The sequence below is a fragment of the Acinetobacter sp. RUH 2624 genome (assembly GCF_000162375.2).
In the GTDB taxonomy this organism is placed as follows: domain Bacteria; phylum Pseudomonadota; class Gammaproteobacteria; order Pseudomonadales; family Moraxellaceae; genus Acinetobacter; species Acinetobacter nosocomialis.
In genome coordinates this window covers 1,514,180-1,532,124 of sequence record NZ_KI391939.1, presented here as the reverse complement: position 1 = coordinate 1,532,124, position 17,945 = coordinate 1,514,180, and the positions used below count along the sequence as shown (strand labels likewise).

Sequence of the window (17,945 nt, the reverse complement as noted above, 5' to 3'; positions counted from 1 at the left end):
TGAGCTTTATGCGTTCACACTCTTTTAAAAACAAAGTATGCTTATGCCTGTAACAAGGAGCATACATGTATCAAGTACTTGCTAGAAAATACCGTCCACGTAATTTCAATGAGTTAGTGGGACAAAACCATGTTTCTCGTGCATTAAGTAGTGCATTGGAACGCGGTCGTCTTCACCATGCTTATTTATTTACAGGAACGCGTGGTGTAGGTAAAACTACAATCGCCCGTATTTTAGCCAAGTGTTTGAACTGTGAAACAGGTGTGACTGCTACACCATGTGAAGTCTGTGCAACCTGCAAGGCGGTAAATGAAGGCCGTTTTATTGACTTAATCGAAATTGATGCTGCTTCAAGAACAAAAGTAGAAGATACGCGTGAACTTTTAGATAATGTTCCTTATGCGCCAACGCAAGGTCGTTTTAAAGTTTACCTGATTGACGAAGTACATATGCTTTCTACGCATTCTTTTAATGCGTTATTAAAAACACTAGAAGAACCACCAGAACACGTTAAGTTTCTGTTTGCAACGACTGATCCGCAAAAGCTACCAATTACGGTTATTTCACGTTGTTTACAATTTACTTTAAGACCTTTAGCGGTAGATGAAATTACCAAACACCTTGGCGCTATTCTTGAAAAAGAACAGATTACTGCTGATCAAGATGCAATTTGGCAAATTGCTGAATCTGCTCAGGGTTCACTGCGTGATGCGCTATCATTAACTGACCAAGCCATAGCTTATGGCCAGGGTTCTATACATCACCAAGATGTGAAAGAAATGCTTGGCTTGATTGACCGTACGATCATTTATGATTTGATTTTAGCGGTTCATCAAAACCAACGTGAAAAAGTAAGTCAGTTATTACTCCAATTTAGATATCAAGCCTTAGATGTATCGTTAGTGCTTGATCAGCTCATTTCAACATTACATGAGTTAGCTTTATTACAGTATTTACCAGAGCTTGGCTTAAAGTATAGTGAAGAAATTAATGCCAAAATTCTTCAACTTTCTAAGTTAATTTCTGCTCAAGATTTGCAGCTTTACTACCAAATCGCATGTAAAGGCCGTTCAGACTTGCAACTTGCTGTAACGCAAGAGCAAGGTTTCGAAATGTGCATTTTACGCTTATTGGCTTTCCGCCCTTTAGCACTAAATGAAATTTTAGTTTCAGAGCCTGTTCAACAAAATGTACAAGCAGAAGTAGATTTAAATTCGCAAGCTCAGCCAATAGCTCAAGAGATTACTCCTGTGAGTGCTGTTCAGCCTGTTGAAGTTATTAGCCAACCCGCTATGGTTGAACCTGAACCTGAACCTGAACCTGAACCTGAACCTGAACCTGAACCTGAACCTGAACCTGAACCTGAACCTGAACCTAAACCTGAACCGCAGTCTAATCAGGATTTAATGGTATTTGACCCAAACCATCATGAGTTGATTGGGCTTGAGACAGTACCTGTTCAAGAAACGATTAGTGTTCTAGAGGAAGATTTCATTCCAGTACCAGAACAAAAGGCAGTACATGTTCAGGCTGAAACCCAAGCCAAACAAATTGAACCTGAGCCAACATTTACTGCTGAGCCGCAAGGTTTGTTTGAAACATCTGATACTGAATTTTCTCTGGGTCAAGATGCACCTGTAACTCATGATTTGGTTTCTGAGCCTGTTATTGAGCAGCAAACATTGGTGCAAGCTGAAGTGGTGGTTGAAACTGCTACAGTTATCAAAGAGTCTAGTGCAACTGATAACGCGCAATTGATGCCTCAGGATATTTTGAAGCTTTCTGCTCAAGTTTTAGAAGGCGAGTGGACACTTGAAAAGTGGGAATATTGGTTTAGAAATAGTCAGCTTTCCCCAGCCGTTCAAGAACTTGCTCAACATGGTGTGATGACTGGTGAAATTGGAGGCAACACGATTTTCCATATTCCTCAAGAATATGAAAATATGTTAACCCAATTACAGCAAGGCCTAATTGATGCTTTAAAGCAACAATGGGCAGATACACAGTTTACAGTTGAATATGGTGCAGTTCATACATCTACACCTTATGTTATGCAAAGCATTCGTAAAGAAAAAGCTTTCCATAGAGCGACAGAGCTATTACAGCAACAACCCGTTATTAAAAGTCTTATAGAGACTTTTGATGGTGAACTACAAAATATTCAATTAAAGCCTTAATTCCAATTGAGTTTTGATTTGGTGAAAAATATGGAAATAATAGAATTTTCATATTTTTCACTGGATTGAAATATTCAGGTCACGCCACTGTCATTGTACTTTTCTATGTTAGCCATTTTAGATTTTAAAATGGACTATATATCGTCATGAAAAGGCAATGTACAGGAATAACTTCCTTTAAATATTCATATTTCTTACTCATCGGTGCACTCTTACTGAGTGGTTGTAACGACTCTGCAAATGATAATTCGAATACACCAGACACAGGTAAAAAGCCTGTCATGCGCTGTGCTCCATAACCTTAAATAATAAAAAGAATTTGATCATGATTACACGTCGTAAATTTTTAAATTACTCTTTAAATATGGGCTTTGGTGCTGCAGCGTTGGCGGCTTTCCCATCAAGTATTCAAAAGGCTCTAGCAATTCCTGCAAATAATAAAACGGGCACCATTCAAGATATTGAGCACGTTATTATTTTGATGCAGGAAAACCGATCTTTTGATCATTACTTTGGTACGTTAAAAGGCGTTCGAGGTTTTGCTGACCGCTTTACAATTCCTTTGCCAAATGGTCGTAAGGTTTGGGAGCAGCTTAGACGCAATGGGCAAGTTTTAACGCCTTTTCATTTAGACGGTACAGCCAATAATGCACAGCGCGCAGATGGTACGCCGCATACGTGGAATGATAGTCAGTTGGCTTGGGACAATGGCCGTATGGCGAACTGGCCAACCCATAAAACTGATATATCCATGGGCTATTTTAAAGAAAAAGAAATTCCATATCAGTTTGCACTTGCCAATGCCTTTACGATTTGTGATGCCTACCATTGTTCCATGCACACTGGAACAGATGCGAACCGATCTTTTCATTTAACTGGTACCAATGGGGCAACACCGACTAAGCGTTCATTTGTAAATAATGAATGGGACTGGATTGATGGTAATCCCGCTACGGCAGATCGTGGTTATACATGGAAAACCTATGCTGAACGCTTAGAAGAAGCAGGTGTTAGCTGGATTTGCTATCAAAATATGCCGGATGAATGGGGCGATAATATGTTGGGTGCGTTCCGTTCTTTTAGAAAGGCCAACATTGCATCCGGTTATCCCGTTTCAAGCGGTGGAGAGCCGAATAAACCGTATGCCGATACGGGTCAAAAACTACCGTATAAAGCCTATGATGCGGCTACTGATAATGCCAAAAATCCACTATATAAAGGCATTGCCAATACGCTACCGGGCAATAAACCAGAAGAGTATCTTGACGCTTTTAAAAGAGACATTCGTGAAGGGAAGTTACCTCAAGTTTCTTGGATTAATGCGCCATCAATTTACTGTGAACATCCGGACCCTTCAAGCCCGGTTCAAGGAGCTTGGTTTATTCAAGAAATTATTGATGCATTAACTGCTGTACCAGAGGTGTGGAGTAAAACAGTACTACTTATTAACTTCGATGAAAATGATGGTTACTTTGACCATATGCCGTCGCCATCAGCACCATCTCGACTCAAAAACGGCCAGTACGCAGGTAAGTCGACACTAAGCAATGCTGATATGCAGGATGAATATTTTGATCATGCTGCACCTGAGGGGAGCCATTCACAGCCTACACCTGATGGACGAGTTTATGGTCCAGGTCCTCGTGTTCCTTTATATGTGATTTCTCCATGGAGCCGTGGAGGTTGGGTGAACTCACAGGTGTTCGACCATACTTCTGTGCTCATGTTCTTAGAAAAACGTTTTGGTGTAATAGAACCGAATATCAGTCCATACCGCCGTGCAGTGTGTGGTGATTTGACCAGTGCATTTAACTTTAAAACACCAAATGCAGATGTTTTACCGCAGCTTAATGGTAAGCAAACCCGTGTGCAGGCAGATGCGCTAAGGGAAAATCAAGAAGCTTTGCCAGCTGTTCCCGTACCAACTGACATTAAATTACCAATTCAGCAAAGTGGCATACGTCTGTCGCGTGCGCTACCTTATGAGTTACATACCAGTGCACGTTGTAGCACTGATGGTAAAGTGCAATTAATTTTTTCTAATACAGGTACGCAAGCAGCGGTTTTTCATGTTTATGACAAACTTAACTTAGACCGTATTCCAAAGCGATATATTGTCGAGCCGAATAAAACACTAGATGATGAATGGGATGCTTTAAAAGATAACTTAGGCCGTTATGACCTATGGGTACTTGGTCCAAATGGCTACCATCGTCATTTTAAAGGGGATACTCAACGTATTATCGATAGTGGTGTTAAACCTGAAATTCGAGTGTGCTATGACATCGCGAATGGTGATGTGTATGTCGAACTTATGAATGAAGGAACCAAGGATACAATATTAACGGTAAAACCTTGTGCATATCGACAAGATGCGCCATTACAACTGACCGTAAAAGCGGGACAAGTTGTTAAGCAACATTGGTCGTTGGCTGATGTTGGGCATTGGTATGATTTTGAAGTAACTAATCAAAGTGATCCATATTATTACCGACGTTTTGCTGGCCGAGTCGAAACGGGAGAAGACTCTTTTAGTGATCCTGCAATGATGTAAGTTAAGACGAGGCAAAAAGAGCAAATTATTTTCTTTTTGCCTCATCTTTTTATAATAAAAAATTATCTAAAACTTCACGAACTGACTCGGAAATTGGCACAGTCTTGCGTGTTTCGCGATCAACAAACACATGCACAAAATGTCCTTGAGCTGACGCTTGGTCTTGACCTTGTTTAAAGATTGCCAATTCATAGCGTAAAGATGTTGTACCAATTTTACCAATCGCAACACCTACTTGAATAACTTCTGGAAATGATAACTCTTGAAAAAAGCTACAAGCTGAGTCGACGACTAAACCAATTGATTTTGCTTCATGAATATCAAAACCTGTTTTTTGAATGAGTAAAGCATTGGCAGCCGTATCGAAGTAGCTATAGTAAGTCACATTATTTACATGACCGTAAATATCATTATCGGCCCAACGAGTTTGAATATCTAAAAAGAACTTAAATTGATCACGGGTTTTTAAAACGGGTTTAGTCATTAATAAATCGCCTGATAAATTGCTAAAGCAGCGGCTTCTGTCATATCACGTGGGTTGTTTTGTAGTAAGCGGGTTTGCAACATGGCATCTTGAGCAAGTCTTGGTAAGCTAGACTCTTCAATACCCAAATCACTAAGTTTTAAAGTCAAACCGCTACGGTCTAAGTGATTTTGCATATGGTCAATAAACAGATCACATAACCCATCGGTGCTGCCATTACTATATGGATCTAGCCATTGCATAAGTTCTGCATAGTATTTTTTTGCATTCGGCGCATTAAATTTTAAAACTTCAACCAGCACTAAAGCATTGGTATGTCCATGCGATAAATGAAAATGTCCACCCAGTGGGTAAGCTAGAGCATGCACAGCTGCAACAGGTGAGTTAGCAAATGCCTGACCTGCAAGCATTGAGCCGAACAGCATGTTCTGACGTGATTCTAAATCATTACCATCTTTAAGAACTTTCGGTAAATTATGGTTCAATAATTTCAGTGCATGTTTGGCTAAAATATCGGTATAAACATTTTTTTTGTGTTTAGAAGTATATGCCTCAATGGCATGGACCATCGCATCGATACCAGTTGCAGCGGTAATATGTGCTGGAAGGTTTTGAGTAAAAGTTGCGTCAAGAATTGCTGTATCAGCATATAATACTGGGGAAACAATCCCCATTTTTGTTGTCTCGCCAGTAGTTACAATTGAGATTGGCGTTACTTCTGAACCTGTGCCCGCAGTAGTAGGAATCAAAATAAGTGGTAGACGAGTGGTTGTTACTTGGTTTACGCCATACATCTCTTGCAAACTTTGAGTTTGATCAGGATGCGAGAGCAAAGCGATTACTTTTGCCACATCCAAAGAGCTACCACCTCCAAAACCAATAATGACATCTACATTTTGCTGTTTTGCATAATTGGCCGCATCTAAAACGACTTGTTCTGGCGGATCAGCCTGCACATCTGCATAAATGACATATTCAATATTGAGGGTATCTAAAATTTGCAGGATGGGACGGTGTAATTGGTTTTTAACCATACCAGCATCTGTGACTAGCAATAACTTACGGTAAGATTTTGAAGACAAAACATTCTGTAATTCTTGTATAGAGCCTAAGCCAGAGATGATATTTGGAACAGTTTGAAATTGAAAATGGCTCATATACATTATTTCCTTATTCTTGAAAATTATTGTTGAACGGTTCTATTCAATCTTTAAGTAACTTAGCATAAGACGCTTTAAAATAAAGTAGTTCTAAGGCAATTATGTTGAGGGTTGTATGAGGTGAGCACTGTTTGTATGTGCTCGAAGAGGAATATTTAACAGGTGTACAAGTTATTTAAAAGGCCATTGAACCGTGGGCTTTTTGTTATTTGTGGCCTTGTGTAGATTTTCGAGCAGGCTAGTAATTTTATATAATGTCTTAACAATTTATAATTTTATTCGGTTCTAAAAATGAAAATTTCTAAAACTTTACTTAGTGTTATTGGATGTACTTGCTTCATGCTTAGCTCTGCAGCGATGGCGAAAACTAACTCTGGTGTATATTCACCTCAAAAGGGTGTCATTTGTGATAAATACATTTGTGCGGACAAAAAAGGCGTCTCTAAAAAACTTACAGCTAAATATTTAGGTCCTTATAAAGCGAATAAAGCTTTCTCTCAAGGCGATTTTGATACTTCAGCATTTACATTCTCAAATGGTGTGTTTTGTGATACCAAAACAAAGCTATGTCATGTCGATCGATACTTTCAAAATGGGCATCGTAGCAAAATTGATAAAAATATGACTGATAAATTATTCAAAAATAAATAATTTTCCTGTATTAAATAAGGTTTGACTAAAACGATCAATAACTTAAAAGACAAAATTTTGTGTTTTAAGAAAAAATTATGCTATGTTTAAATACGCTTTAATGATGAGCAAGTTTAATTCATGAACTGTTTACCAAAAAAAATCAATACCACCACCACGACCTTTAAAAAAGGCTGCGTGTGATTTTTTATTAGAGCGACTTAATAAGATACCTCAACCCAGCCAATAATGGCTGGGTTTATTTTTCTCTGCTCATTATTGGCTTTTTCAGAGAAAGATTATGGATCAAAGTTATAACTCAAAATCAGTTTTACTCATCATTGATATGCAAAATGGACTATTCAAAGCAAAGACGACGCCATATAACCATCAATTTGTACTTTCAAATATTCTTAAGTTGATTAATTATCACCGTTCCAATAACAAGCCAATTATTTTTGTCCGTCATATTGGCGAAAAAGATACGCCTTTAGATCCCGATAGCCTAAATACTCAGTTGATAACAGAGTTATCTTGCAATCCAGATAAAGATATTGTCATTGAGAAAACATATCCGAGCAGTTTCAAGCATACTGTCTTAAAAGAACTATTAGAGAAACTTGATATTGATGAAATTATAGTGACTGGGATGAAAACGGAATATTGTATAGATACGACTATTAGAGCTGCTTCAGAGTTTGGATACAAAGTAACTTTAATCTCTGATGCCCATACAACATCTGATTCTACGGTTTTAGATGCGCAGCACATAATTGATCATCATAACCAAGTTTTAAACAATGCTTTTGCTAAGGTAAAAACTACTGAAGAGTTTTTCCACTAAATAATGATTATTAGCTATTGGTAGGGTTTTAATTGTTAAGTATTTCTGTAAAATTGAGATGTTGCCTTAAACAACAATAAACCTTAATGATCAGCGCAAAGTCATAAGGGGAAGCCTACTTGAAAGAGTAGGCTTTTTTTATATTATCTATAAATATCTTTCATTTAGGCTTAAACATAAAAGAAAGGAACATACAAAAATTTATTTCTTATGGCTACGATGAGTTAGTTTCAGTTCCAAATGATTAAAATCTATAACTTGGTCAGATGAATCAACAAGTTTCAGTTTGAGTTCATCATCTGAATTTTTCTTAAAAACTTTAACGACATCCCGATCTGCTTCAATAAAATTACCGCCAGATTCAAGCATAGCAAGCAAAACAATATTTAGGCTTTTACCTTTTTTGGTAAGTAAATATTCTTTACGTTCCCTTACACCTATTTCTTTATAAATAGATAACTCAAATATTTCTAATTCAATAAGATGTTTGAGTCGATTAGATAAAATTTGTTTTGATATTCCTGTATTTACTAAAAAATCATTAAATTTTGTTACCCCATAGAAAGCTTCTCTTAACAAGAGGATTGTCCATCTGTCATTCATTATTTCAGTAATTTTAAAGATTCCACATACATCTACGGGAAATTTATGGTCTGGAATAATTTGATTTGACATTAGAGGAAGCTCCAATTAGGATGAGTCTATAATTTAGACCTAGCATTAATTCAGGTAGCATTATGCCATTTATAAATATACAAACTATAGAAGGTTTACTCGATAAAGACAGTAAGGCCGAACTTTTTAAACGGATAACAGACTTATTTGTAGAAATAGAGGGTAAGGGTAATCCTGCTTTTCGAGAGCATGTTTGGATAAGAATTGATGAATATCCACCTGAACAGTGGCAATTAGGTAGCTTAAGTCCAACAAAACAAATGATTGAGTTAATGACTTCAGCAAAATGATTTGTTTAAAGCCCTTTAAGTAGGGCTTTTATAATTGAGCGGGCTTTGCTCAAAATATTTTTGATACCACTATTTAAAATAAAAAGACAAAATTAGCTAGTTTATCGACTGATTTATCAACTTTTAATCTATTGATAAACATTATTTTCCTTTTCAACACAAGTGAGTTTTGACAAAATGCAACAGGTCATCAGGATCAATACAGACTTGGCCAGATTTATAGTTTGTTAGCATTTTGCAGTAACTTTGCAAGTAACCTGTTTATTTCTATGTAATTCAAATGTTTGGAACTAATTTCTAATGGAAACACAATATAAGGTTTTATGTGTCTGTTTAGGAAATATTTGCCGTTCTCCCACCGCTGAAGTGGTTTTCAGACATTATTGTGATAAGCATCAACTCAATGTAATCGTTGATTCGGCTGGAACGAGTAATTATCACCCAAATAAAGCCCCTGATCAGCGTAGCCAAAAGCATGCTAAGAAAAGAGGCTATGACTTGTCATCTTTACGTGCTAGACAACTTTCAACTCAAGATTTTTTAGATTTTGATTTGATTTTGGCAATGGACCATCAAAACTTTGAAGATATTCATGATTTATTGCAAAACGCTATCTTTCAGTTTGGTAGCCATCGAATTCGAGCAAAAGTCGCATTAATGAGTGAACATGATCCCCAATATCCAAAGCAAGCTTTGCCTGATCCTTACTATGGTGGTGATGACGGCTTCGAGCGTGTACTTGACCAATGTGAATCGAGTACTCTCGCATGGATTAATGTTTTGAAAAAACAATTGAAAGTTTAAGAATAGGTTTATCAATACAATGCAAATTCAAAATCAAGTACAGCTTAAGCCATTCAATACTTTAAGTTTAGATGTAACAGCTTCTCATTATACTAAGATTACGTCTGTTGAAGATATTAAAGAAGCTTTGGATTTTGCTAAACAGCATGAGCTAAATGTACTTGTTTTATCTGGCGGTAGTAATATGTTGCTGCCACAGCAAATTAATGCGTTAGTCATTCACCTTGATATTCAAGGTATACAAGTTTTATCAGAAGATCAGAATTTTGTTCGAGTCAAAGTAGGTGCAGGACAGGTTTGGCACGATTTTGTTTTATATAGTACACAGCAGAACTGGTTTGGTTTACAAAATTTAGCTCTTATTCCTGGCTTAGTGGGTGCTTCACCAGTACAAAACATTGGTGCCTATGGCGTTGAAGTTGGTGAGTTTATTGAGTCAGTACAGGTCTATGACCGTAAACTTGGAGAGACACAATCAATTTTAGCAGCCGACTGTCATTTTTCTTATAGACATAGCATTTTTAAAGATGATCCGACGCGCTATATCATCACGCATGTCACCTTTAAATTACTCAAGCAACCTCATTTAAAGTTGAATTATGGTGATTTAAAGGAAGCAGTTGGAGACAATCTCACTGCTGAAAATTTACAAAATCAGGTCATCCTTATTCGTCAAAGTAAATTACCTGATCCAAAAGAATATCCAAATGTAGGAAGCTTCTTTAAAAACCCGATTGTAAGTGCTCAAGAATTTGAACGCTTAATCACACAATTTTCAACAATTCCACATTATCCTCAAGCCAACGGTAACGTTAAAATTGCAGCGGGTTGGTTAATTGATCAAGCAGGTTGGAAAGGTAAACAACTTGGTGTGGTGGGGATGTTTCATAAACAAGCCTTGGTTTTGGTGAATTATGTCAATGCATCTCTTGCTGATGTAAAGAAAACTTATCAAGCTGTACAACACGATGTTGATCAGCGTTTCCATGTTATGTTAGAACCAGAACCTGTGCTTTATAACAGTTTAGGTTTAATTGAAAATCATACGGAATAGTTCTATGCCAAAAGTACACTTGATGGTACGTTTTGTACAAGTAGTTACTGTGCTATTTGTACTATTGGGCTGTTTCGTGGTTTTTCTATATTCGCCATTTTATTCAAAACTTATTGTAGCTGGACTTAACTATTTTGTTCCAGTAGATGTGAATGAAGTGGCAGCGGAAAGCCAGCGAAAAGCTGCATTAAGTGAACATGATAACTTAGAGCCTGGTTCAAACTTATGGATTGCTCGTCAGGCTTATTTAAAGCTTACCGAAGATGCTATACGTGAAAAAAAGACAGCAGACTTGGGCTACATACAAGAAAACTATAAAGCTTTGCAGCAAATTATTCTTTTAGAAGAAAAAGAACAAGAGATGGAAGAAGAGGAAGAAACTTCAGCTGTAAGTGTTCCATTAGTCGCGAAAAACTCAGAAATTGATGCAGCTGATGAAACAAGTAGCCCTATAGATGAAGCGCTTTTTATTAACAGTTCTGAAAACAAAGCTCTTACTGAACAATATACCGAGTTTTTAGCAAGAAAACCTGTAGTACCTGAACATCAAAAAGCGGTAAGTGAGCCTGAGCAAAAAGTTGAATATGTCCGTAAAAATCCTCTGCCAACTCAACCTAAAAAGTTAACAGAACCGTATGCTATTGTAGTACTAGGTGGCGGTTTAACTTTAGATAAAAATGGCAAAGATATTGTAGTTAATAGTTATACCCGCTTAAGACTAGAGAAAACGTTAGAAGTTGAAAAGCAAAACCATCTACCAATTGTATTAAGTGGTGTTGAAGCACCATATATGCAAGCATGGTTAAAAAAACGTGGTGTCGATGCAAAATTATTAGAACAAAGAAGTATGAATACTTGTGAAAATACTCGTTTTAGTTCATTACTGCTTCAAAAGAAAGGCGGTGCACCTACAGTAATGTTAGTTACAGATGAATATCATATGCCGCGTACGCGCCGTTTATTTGCTCTGAATGGTATCGAAACGATTCCAGTTATTGCCCCTATGCCAACACCGCTTACACGTTGGCAACCGAGTATACAAAACTACGATCATAGTCGTCGTGCAAATTATGAATTACTTGCGACAATTCGTGACATGTTATTTGGTTCAAGTGATTGTCGAGAGGTGCCTTAATGTCTGAGATTCCATTTCTCAATCCTGCCGTATTAAAACAATTAGATTTACCGGTACCTAACCGTGATCTCACTCCACAAGTTTTAAGTCCACTCAATTTAAATACATTAGAAGAGCCTTCTCGTGAACTTTTAGCATACCGCAAATTATACGGTTTGCATTTACTCGACTGTGACCATTGGCAAGGCTATGTTCAAATGCCTTTATTTCGTCTGCATGTCCAAGTTTTTAAGCCTAAATTAGACAAAGTACAGGGGACTGTATGTTTGTTGCATGGCTATCTTGAACATAGTGGGATTTATCAACCTATTATCCGTGAAATTCTTGAACAAGGCTTCAGTGTAATTACTTATGATTTACCTGGTCATGGTTTAAGTAATGGTTCACCTGCAAGTATTCAAAATTTTGATCATTACCAGCAAGTTCTAATGGCTGTTTATCAGTATGTCAAACATGCAGATCAGTTACCAAAACCGTGGGTGGGTATCGGCCAAAGCACGGGTGGAGCAATCTGGATGCATCACTTGCTCGAGTATGCTGAAAAAAGACAAGATCCAATTGTTGATAGAGTTCTGTTACTTTCACCTTTAATTCGACCAGCTAAAACAGCATGGTGGCATAACCCAGTGGGACTCGGCATTATTCGTCGTATTAAACGCCAAGTACCAAGACACTTTAGACGCAACAATCATAATCCTGAATTTTTACGTTTTGTTCGTTTAAAAGATCCATTACAACCACGCATGATGGGGATGGACTGGATTTTAGCAATGTCAAAATGGATGCAAGAAATGGAAGAGCGTCCAGCTTGTCGTATTCCTGTTTGGTTAGCACAAGGGGCATTAGATCAAACGGTAGACTGGCGCTATAACATTGAGTTCATTCGCCGTAAATTTAGACTTCAAACCTTGTTAATGCTTGAAGAGGGGTCTCATCAATTAATTAATGAACGTGCAGATATACGTGCAGCTTTAACGGGTTTAATTCCAGCCTTTTTACATGCTAAGCCAAAGCATTTTTATTATTAAAAAAATAATGCACTCATTCTAGTAAATAGATTGAGTGCATCAGTTAATCAAATCAGATGATTATTTTAAACTTTGATAAAGTTCTACGAAATTTTTATACACTGAAGATTGTTTCTGCGGTGAATACATATTCCGCTCAATAATACCTTTATCAGTCTTAACTAACACGTTAATGTTTTTTGCATTTTTAAATTCCTGTAAGAACTGACTTGGAATGGCTTTGTTGCACAAAGCTATTCTTGAAGGCTTCTTCAGTAATATAATTTCCAGATGAAGAAGCCTACACCTAAAATCTATCGTACAACCAATTGGTCCTCGTATAACCAAGCTTTAATCAAGCGAGGAAATATTTCAATCTGGTTTGATCCTAAGACGCAATGGTATGCACAACCACAAGGCAAGCAAGGACGAAATCAAACTTATTCCGATACAGCGATTCAATGCTGTTTAATGATCAAATCTCTATTCCGTCTTTCTTTACGTATGGTTACTGGCTTTGTTCAAAGCCTGATTAAACTCTGTGGCTTGAATTGGACAGCACCAGATTACTCCACCCTTTGTAGACGACAAAAGCATATTGATATTGCGATAAGCTATCAGAAAAGTCATGATGGGTTACACCTACTTGTCGACTCTACGGGTTTAAAGTTTTTAGGTGAAGGCGAATGGAAGCGTAAAAAACATCAGCCTGAATACCGTCGGCAATGGCGTAAACTGCATATTGGTATAGATGCTGAAACACTGCAAATACGTGCCGTTCAGCTTACTACAAATAATGTCAGTGATTCACAAGTACTAGGTGATTTACTGGATCAAATTCCACTAGATGAGCGAATAGATTCTGTCTATACCGATGGCGCGTACGACACGAAGTGCTGCAGAAAAGTGATTTCAGATCGTCAAGCACATGCAGTAATTCCACCCAGAAAGAATGCCAAGCCCTGGAAAGATTCTAAAATAAGTTCAATAGAACGAAATGAGTTACTTCAAACGGTTAAACATTTAGGCAGAACCCTATGGAAAAAATGGTCGGGTTATCACCGTCGTAGTTTGGTGGAAACCAAGATGCATTGCATCAAATTATTAGGTGATAGGCTGACGGCAAGACATTTTCAAAGTCAGGTCAATGAAATTCATGCGCGTGTGGCAGTTCTGAATAGATTTACGGAATTAGGTAGACCTCGCACCCAAGTTGTGTCTTAAATTTGAATGGATTGGGGAGAACTCAGCTTTTGAATGTTTATGCAACAAAGCCAATACAAACTAAAAGAAGAGGCTATTTAAAGCAAAAATCATATATAAATTTAAAATATGAGAGAGCATCACATTTTAAATATGATGCTCAAATTATTAAGTTAGTATGAATTAAAAATGATTGGCATCAGCCATATTCCACATACGATAATAAAAATTATCATCATCATTTTTTAGTTCAGATTGTAAAAGTTCTCCTTCTTTCAAGAAGAAATGTAATTGAGCATAGTTCTTGATTTCACGGTCATTGACTCGTTGAGCCAAATGATGGGCTTTAATATCTGAAGGATGACGTAAACCGGCAGCAGCAATCATTTCTGATAAAGCATGTAATGTATTTTTATGGAAATTAAATACGCGCTCTGCTTTGGTAGGTACATGGAGTGCTTTTTGACGATCTTTATCTTGGGTTGCTACACCTACAGGACATTGGTTGGTATGACAACTTTGCGCTTGAATACATCCAACTGCAAACATAAAACCGCGTGCTGAGTTAACCCAATCTGCACCTAATGCAAAAGTACTAGCAATATCAAATGCGCTAATAATTTTACCGCTTGCACCAATTTTAACTTGGTCTCTTAGTCCAGCACCTACAAGCGTGTTGTGTACAAAACGTAAGCCTTCACGTAAGGGAGTACCAATATAGTCACTAAATTCAATTGGTGCTGCACCAGTACCACCTTCAGAACCGTCTACCACAATAAAATCAGGCACAATTTTTGTTTCAAGCATTGCTTTTACAATACTCATAAACTGCCAAGGTTGCCCAATACATAGTTTAAAACCAACAGGTTTGCCGCCAGATAAAGTGCGTAACTTTTGCAAAAAGTGCATCATTTCAATTGGTGTGGAGAAGCTAGAATGTTTTGCTGGTGAAATACAGTCATGATCACGTGAAACACCACGAATTTCGGCAATTTCAGCAGTAATTTTATGCTTAGGTAAAATACCGCCATGCCCGGGTTTAGCACCTTGTGAAAGTTTTAACTCAATCATTTTGATTTGTGGCAATTGAGACTGTTTAGCAAACTTTTGTTCGTCAAATTTTCCATCTAAAGTTCGACAACCAAAATAGCCACTGGCAATTTGCCAGACAATATCACCACCATTTTCTAAATGATAAGGGCTGAGACTTCCTTCACCAGTGTCATGATAAAACCCACCCAACTGTGCACCTTTATTTAATGCACGTATTGCATTTGCACTTAAACTACCAAAGCTCATGGCAGAGATATTCATAATAGATGCACTATAGGGTTGAAGGCATTGTGCATTACCAATTTGAATACGAAAACTCTTAGGATCTGCTGGTGGGCATGGACTAATTGAGTGAACAATAAAGCGATAATCTTGTTGATAGACATCTATGATTGACCCGAAAGGTTTATCGGCATTTTCATTTTTTGCACGTTGATAAACTAAGCTTCTTTGCATACGCGAGAAAGGTAGAGCATCTTGATCGGCTTCAATAAAGTATTGGCGAATTTCTGGACGTATATCTTCAAATAAAAAACGAAAATGACCCATAATTGGGTAATTTCTTAAGATAGAGTGTCTATTTTGTAAGACGTCATATAAACCCAATAAGCTTAATGCACCAGTAACGACCCATAAACCATTGAGTAGAGTATCTGAAATAAAATAATAGATACTATGAGGCGTATATACGGTTCTAAACCATGTGATACTAAGTGCCGTAAAAATACACAAGAACCAGAGTGAATGGCGTGAAAAGAATGTATTGAGAAATTTATGTCGAATGATTTGTGCTGGACTCGCCATATGTGAACAAATTCCTAATGTTTTACTGGCACATACCTTGCCAAGAAGCAGCTTAAACTACAAGTAGGGAATTGTTAGCTGTAAGAGCATATATCAATAGTAAATGATTATATTTAAGATTAAATTGAATAGAGTGTATTTAATTTTCTATAAGCTGGGGCGTAATAATTTTAAGATAAAGTTGGTTTTATAAATAATGAACTTTTATAATTATTGCTTTGATTATAAAATATATGAGAGTTTTTTTATGGTTTAGATTTTTTAAATAAGCCTGCTATTATTTAAAAAGCTAGTTAATAAAAAAATCTAAATAAATCTGGGAATTAATCTAAACAGTTTTTTAACTTTATAAATTTAATCAAGTCTGAAATTTGCTTGTATGAGTTTGATCAAAAATCTAGCTTTTAAGTTAATGGCTTTATGTTTTTTTAAACATTTTTTGATAGTATTTGTCAATTGAAAGGATATTTTCAATAGATTTTATTACAACTATATAGCATTCTAAAAAATCAAGTAAGGGTTTGAAATGAGCTGGAAATTTTTAACATTTTCTGTTTTTTTTACTGATATTTTTTTATTGTTTTTAATGTTTTATCTTGGCTATGACTTCGAAACTTTTAAAAAAGTAGCTTTAGCTGAAACTTTACTAGTTATTATTGCCCTAATATTTGATTCCATGGAACAAAAGAAGAAACCTATTTTTCCTGGTTGTATCGTCTATCCATTGTTGGGCATTTTATTCATTTTAGGATTTACACCTATTCTTGATTTTTTTGCAGAACGACCAAAAGGATTCCATAGTTGGGATATTAAAAATATGTGGATGATTAATGTGAATGAAGGAAATTATCAATTAAATAGACTTGCTTGGTATGGTAAAGCTTATGTACAACTGGGCTTTGCAATGGTAGGGGGAATTTTAGGATTTATTTTTCATTTAGTCTTTAGAAATACTTAAAGCATATTTATCTTTTTTGCTAAAGCTAGATGACATTTCTTACCTCAATTTTGGGAAAAGTGATTAAACCACCTTTCACTTCCTTAGAATTCTTATTCATAGAATATTATTTTCTTATTCATTTAAAATATATAGAACAAACAAAAGCTTAAATTTTGCTCTCCTAGTGGAAGGGAAATTTTAATAAATGATAAACTATAAAAAATGATGGTAAAATTTAACTAATGAAATTTTATGATTTTTTATTAAAACTAATAAAAAAGTGAATAAAATTACCGGAAATTTCTACAAAAAGTGGTATAGACCATATAAAAACACATAATTGAGAAATCCATCGGATTTTGAATTGTTAATAGATATTTAAAATGAAACTAATATCAGCATTTTTGTTGTTTTTTTGTATGATGCGCGCACAGTAGAGTAAAAAAAAAGACGCTTTGAAAAAACAGTCAGAAAAGCTAGTGATTGGATTGGGGAAGGCTAGTTTTTACATCTATTAATTCTTATTGGCGTAATGTAAAAAGGTTTTCAATCATGAAAAAATCTCTCATCGGTTTAACAGCAATTGCTATGGGGTTAATGTCTATCAATGTCGCAAATGCTGCAACGGCTACAGGTACATTAACTGTTAAAGCAACAATTACAAATAGTTGTGTATTGAATACATCAGCTACGGGTACAACTGCTAATGCAGTTTTAGATTTTGGTACTTTAAGCTCTCTTGCTAGCAATGTAGATGCAGATACGACTACTACGGGCGGTACAGCTATTAAAGTGTTATGTAACAATACTGTGCCATGGACTTTAGCTTTTGATGCAGGCAAAAATGCTCAAACAACTCAACTCCGTATGATTGGCGGTGCAACAAGTAACGAATATATCCCTTATAACCTTTTCTCTGACACTAACCGTGCAACAGCAATCGGTATTTCAACAACAGCCTATAGTGGTACAGGTACTGGCGCAGTACAAACAGTAAACGTATATGGCCGTATTCCTGCTGGCTCAACTTTGCCAAGTGCAGGTAGTTATGTTGATACTGTGACTGTTACTGTTACTTATTAATTTTAAATAAGTTCTATTCATTGTTGACGCTAGCTCTTAATTGAAAGA

The 17,945-nt window shown here is 36.5% G+C and carries 17 protein-coding genes and 1 pseudogene; 13 read left to right on the top strand and 5 right to left on the bottom strand.

Features of this window, described 5'->3' with window-relative positions; translation table 11 throughout:
• Positions 1–65 precede the first annotated feature (65 nt).
• The 3 genes from HMPREF0014_RS13945 to HMPREF0014_RS13940 all read left to right on the top strand — a co-directional run bounded on the left by HMPREF0014_RS13945 (position 66) and on the right by HMPREF0014_RS13940 (position 4,731).
• Entirely contained in the window at positions 66–2,177 is a 2,112-nt protein-coding gene (locus HMPREF0014_RS13945; protein WP_006581237.1) for a DNA polymerase III subunit gamma/tau, read from the top strand.
• Between the two features lie 146 nt (positions 2,178–2,323).
• On the top strand, positions 2,324–2,476 hold the full coding sequence (locus HMPREF0014_RS26080) for a hypothetical protein (RefSeq protein WP_153564820.1): 153 nt from the start codon (positions 2,324–2,326) through the stop codon (positions 2,474–2,476).
• A gap of 26 nt (positions 2,477–2,502) precedes the next feature.
• Positions 2,503–4,731, top strand: a complete 2,229-nt coding sequence (locus HMPREF0014_RS13940) for a phospholipase C, phosphocholine-specific (protein ID WP_004886658.1) — start codon at positions 2,503–2,505, stop codon at positions 4,729–4,731.
• A 49-nt stretch (positions 4,732–4,780) separates the two neighbouring features.
• Here HMPREF0014_RS13940 and HMPREF0014_RS13935 read toward each other — a convergent pair whose 3' ends face one another.
• Both HMPREF0014_RS13935 and HMPREF0014_RS13930 read right to left on the bottom strand, forming a co-directional pair.
• On the bottom strand, positions 4,781–5,215 hold the full coding sequence (locus HMPREF0014_RS13935; protein ID WP_002053618.1) for a thioesterase family protein: 435 nt from the start codon (positions 5,213–5,215) through the stop codon (positions 4,781–4,783).
• Positions 5,215–6,372: an iron-containing alcohol dehydrogenase gene (locus HMPREF0014_RS13930; RefSeq protein ID WP_002053664.1), complete on the bottom strand. Its 1,158-nt coding sequence runs from the start codon at positions 6,370–6,372 to the stop codon at positions 5,215–5,217. Before HMPREF0014_RS13930 ends, HMPREF0014_RS13935 begins: the two co-directional genes overlap by 1 nt.
• A gap of 294 nt (positions 6,373–6,666) precedes the next feature.
• Between HMPREF0014_RS13930 and HMPREF0014_RS13925 the strand changes: the two genes are divergently transcribed.
• Both HMPREF0014_RS13925 and HMPREF0014_RS13920 read left to right on the top strand, forming a co-directional pair.
• Positions 6,667–7,026, top strand: a complete 360-nt coding sequence (locus HMPREF0014_RS13925; protein ID WP_002049049.1) for a YcgJ family protein — start codon at positions 6,667–6,669, stop codon at positions 7,024–7,026.
• A 280-nt stretch (positions 7,027–7,306) separates the two neighbouring features.
• A complete protein-coding gene (locus HMPREF0014_RS13920; protein WP_004886661.1) occupies positions 7,307–7,849 on the top strand; it encodes a cysteine hydrolase family protein in 543 nt (180 codons plus the stop codon).
• A gap of 201 nt (positions 7,850–8,050) precedes the next feature.
• Here HMPREF0014_RS13920 and HMPREF0014_RS13915 read toward each other — a convergent pair whose 3' ends face one another.
• Positions 8,051–8,524 (bottom strand): helix-turn-helix domain-containing protein, encoded by a 474-nt coding sequence (locus HMPREF0014_RS13915; RefSeq protein WP_004886664.1) that lies wholly within the window; start codon positions 8,522–8,524, stop codon positions 8,051–8,053.
• Positions 8,525–8,586: 62 nt separating this feature from the next.
• On the opposite strand from HMPREF0014_RS13915, the gene HMPREF0014_RS13910 reads away from it, so the two are divergent.
• From HMPREF0014_RS13910 to HMPREF0014_RS13890, 5 genes are all read left to right on the top strand, one after another.
• The gene (locus HMPREF0014_RS13910) at positions 8,587–8,814 is read left to right on the top strand and encodes a 4-oxalocrotonate tautomerase family protein (RefSeq protein WP_004886667.1); all 228 of its coding nucleotides are present in this window, start codon (positions 8,587–8,589) and stop codon (positions 8,812–8,814) included.
• Positions 8,815–9,114: 300 nt separating this feature from the next.
• Positions 9,115–9,618 (top strand): low molecular weight protein-tyrosine-phosphatase, encoded by a 504-nt coding sequence (locus tag HMPREF0014_RS13905; RefSeq protein ID WP_004708263.1) that lies wholly within the window; start codon positions 9,115–9,117, stop codon positions 9,616–9,618.
• A 19-nt stretch (positions 9,619–9,637) separates the two neighbouring features.
• On the top strand, positions 9,638–10,672 hold the full coding sequence (gene murB / locus HMPREF0014_RS13900) for a UDP-N-acetylmuramate dehydrogenase (protein ID WP_004886668.1): 1,035 nt from the start codon (positions 9,638–9,640) through the stop codon (positions 10,670–10,672).
• Positions 10,673–10,676: 4 nt separating this feature from the next.
• On the top strand, positions 10,677–11,807 hold the full coding sequence (locus HMPREF0014_RS13895; protein ID WP_002052109.1) for a YdcF family protein: 1,131 nt from the start codon (positions 10,677–10,679) through the stop codon (positions 11,805–11,807).
• Positions 11,807–12,835, top strand: a complete 1,029-nt coding sequence (locus HMPREF0014_RS13890; protein ID WP_002052112.1) for an alpha/beta hydrolase — start codon at positions 11,807–11,809, stop codon at positions 12,833–12,835. Before HMPREF0014_RS13895 ends, HMPREF0014_RS13890 begins: the two co-directional genes overlap by 1 nt.
• A gap of 60 nt (positions 12,836–12,895) precedes the next feature.
• On the opposite strand, the pseudogene HMPREF0014_RS26260 reads toward HMPREF0014_RS13890, so the two are convergent.
• Positions 12,896–13,051, bottom strand: a pseudogene (locus tag HMPREF0014_RS26260) (hypothetical protein); the annotation flags it as partial.
• A gap of 54 nt (positions 13,052–13,105) precedes the next feature.
• Here HMPREF0014_RS26260 and HMPREF0014_RS13885 point away from each other — a divergent pair.
• Positions 13,106–14,038: an IS5-like element ISAha3 family transposase gene (locus HMPREF0014_RS13885; RefSeq protein WP_004812228.1), complete on the top strand. Its 933-nt coding sequence runs from the start codon at positions 13,106–13,108 to the stop codon at positions 14,036–14,038.
• Between the two features lie 162 nt (positions 14,039–14,200).
• On the opposite strand, the gene HMPREF0014_RS13880 is transcribed toward HMPREF0014_RS13885, so the two are convergent.
• A complete protein-coding gene (locus HMPREF0014_RS13880) occupies positions 14,201–15,874 on the bottom strand; it encodes an FMN-binding glutamate synthase family protein (protein ID WP_002052116.1) in 1,674 nt (557 codons plus the stop codon).
• A gap of 526 nt (positions 15,875–16,400) precedes the next feature.
• Here HMPREF0014_RS13880 and HMPREF0014_RS13875 point away from each other — a divergent pair.
• The gene (locus HMPREF0014_RS13875) at positions 16,401–16,832 is read left to right on the top strand and encodes a hypothetical protein (RefSeq protein ID WP_004886671.1); all 432 of its coding nucleotides are present in this window, start codon (positions 16,401–16,403) and stop codon (positions 16,830–16,832) included.
• Between the two features lie 534 nt (positions 16,833–17,366).
• Positions 17,367–17,897 (top strand): spore coat U domain-containing protein, encoded by a 531-nt coding sequence (locus HMPREF0014_RS13870; protein WP_006581715.1) that lies wholly within the window; start codon positions 17,367–17,369, stop codon positions 17,895–17,897.
• The last annotated feature ends 48 nt before the right edge of the window (positions 17,898–17,945 follow it).

Excerpts from the sequence above, each read along its gene's own strand:
- HMPREF0014_RS13945 (WP_006581237.1), top strand. The coding sequence starts at position 66 with ATGTATCAAGTACTTGCTAGAAAATACCGTCCACGTAATTTCAATGAG.
- HMPREF0014_RS26080 (WP_153564820.1), top strand. The coding sequence starts at position 2,324 with ATGAAAAGGCAATGTACAGGAATAACTTCCTTTAAATATTCATATTTC.
- HMPREF0014_RS13940 (WP_004886658.1), top strand. The coding sequence starts at position 2,503 with ATGATTACACGTCGTAAATTTTTAAATTACTCTTTAAATATGGGCTTT.
- HMPREF0014_RS13935 (WP_002053618.1), bottom strand. The coding sequence starts at position 5,215 with ATGACTAAACCCGTTTTAAAAACCCGTGATCAATTTAAGTTCTTTTTA.
- HMPREF0014_RS13930 (WP_002053664.1), bottom strand. The coding sequence starts at position 6,372 with ATGAGCCATTTTCAATTTCAAACTGTTCCAAATATCATCTCTGGCTTA.
- HMPREF0014_RS13925 (WP_002049049.1), top strand. The coding sequence starts at position 6,667 with ATGAAAATTTCTAAAACTTTACTTAGTGTTATTGGATGTACTTGCTTC.
- HMPREF0014_RS13920 (WP_004886661.1), top strand. The coding sequence starts at position 7,307 with ATGGATCAAAGTTATAACTCAAAATCAGTTTTACTCATCATTGATATG.
- HMPREF0014_RS13915 (WP_004886664.1), bottom strand. The coding sequence starts at position 8,524 with ATGTCAAATCAAATTATTCCAGACCATAAATTTCCCGTAGATGTATGT.
- HMPREF0014_RS13910 (WP_004886667.1), top strand. The coding sequence starts at position 8,587 with ATGCCATTTATAAATATACAAACTATAGAAGGTTTACTCGATAAAGAC.
- HMPREF0014_RS13905 (WP_004708263.1), top strand. The coding sequence starts at position 9,115 with ATGGAAACACAATATAAGGTTTTATGTGTCTGTTTAGGAAATATTTGC.
- murB (WP_004886668.1), top strand. The coding sequence starts at position 9,638 with ATGCAAATTCAAAATCAAGTACAGCTTAAGCCATTCAATACTTTAAGT.
- HMPREF0014_RS13895 (WP_002052109.1), top strand. The coding sequence starts at position 10,677 with ATGCCAAAAGTACACTTGATGGTACGTTTTGTACAAGTAGTTACTGTG.
- HMPREF0014_RS13890 (WP_002052112.1), top strand. The coding sequence starts at position 11,807 with ATGTCTGAGATTCCATTTCTCAATCCTGCCGTATTAAAACAATTAGAT.
- HMPREF0014_RS13885 (WP_004812228.1), top strand. The coding sequence starts at position 13,106 with ATGAAGAAGCCTACACCTAAAATCTATCGTACAACCAATTGGTCCTCG.
- HMPREF0014_RS13880 (WP_002052116.1), bottom strand. The coding sequence starts at position 15,874 with ATGGCGAGTCCAGCACAAATCATTCGACATAAATTTCTCAATACATTC.
- HMPREF0014_RS13875 (WP_004886671.1), top strand. The coding sequence starts at position 16,401 with ATGAGCTGGAAATTTTTAACATTTTCTGTTTTTTTTACTGATATTTTT.
- HMPREF0014_RS13870 (WP_006581715.1), top strand. The coding sequence starts at position 17,367 with ATGAAAAAATCTCTCATCGGTTTAACAGCAATTGCTATGGGGTTAATG.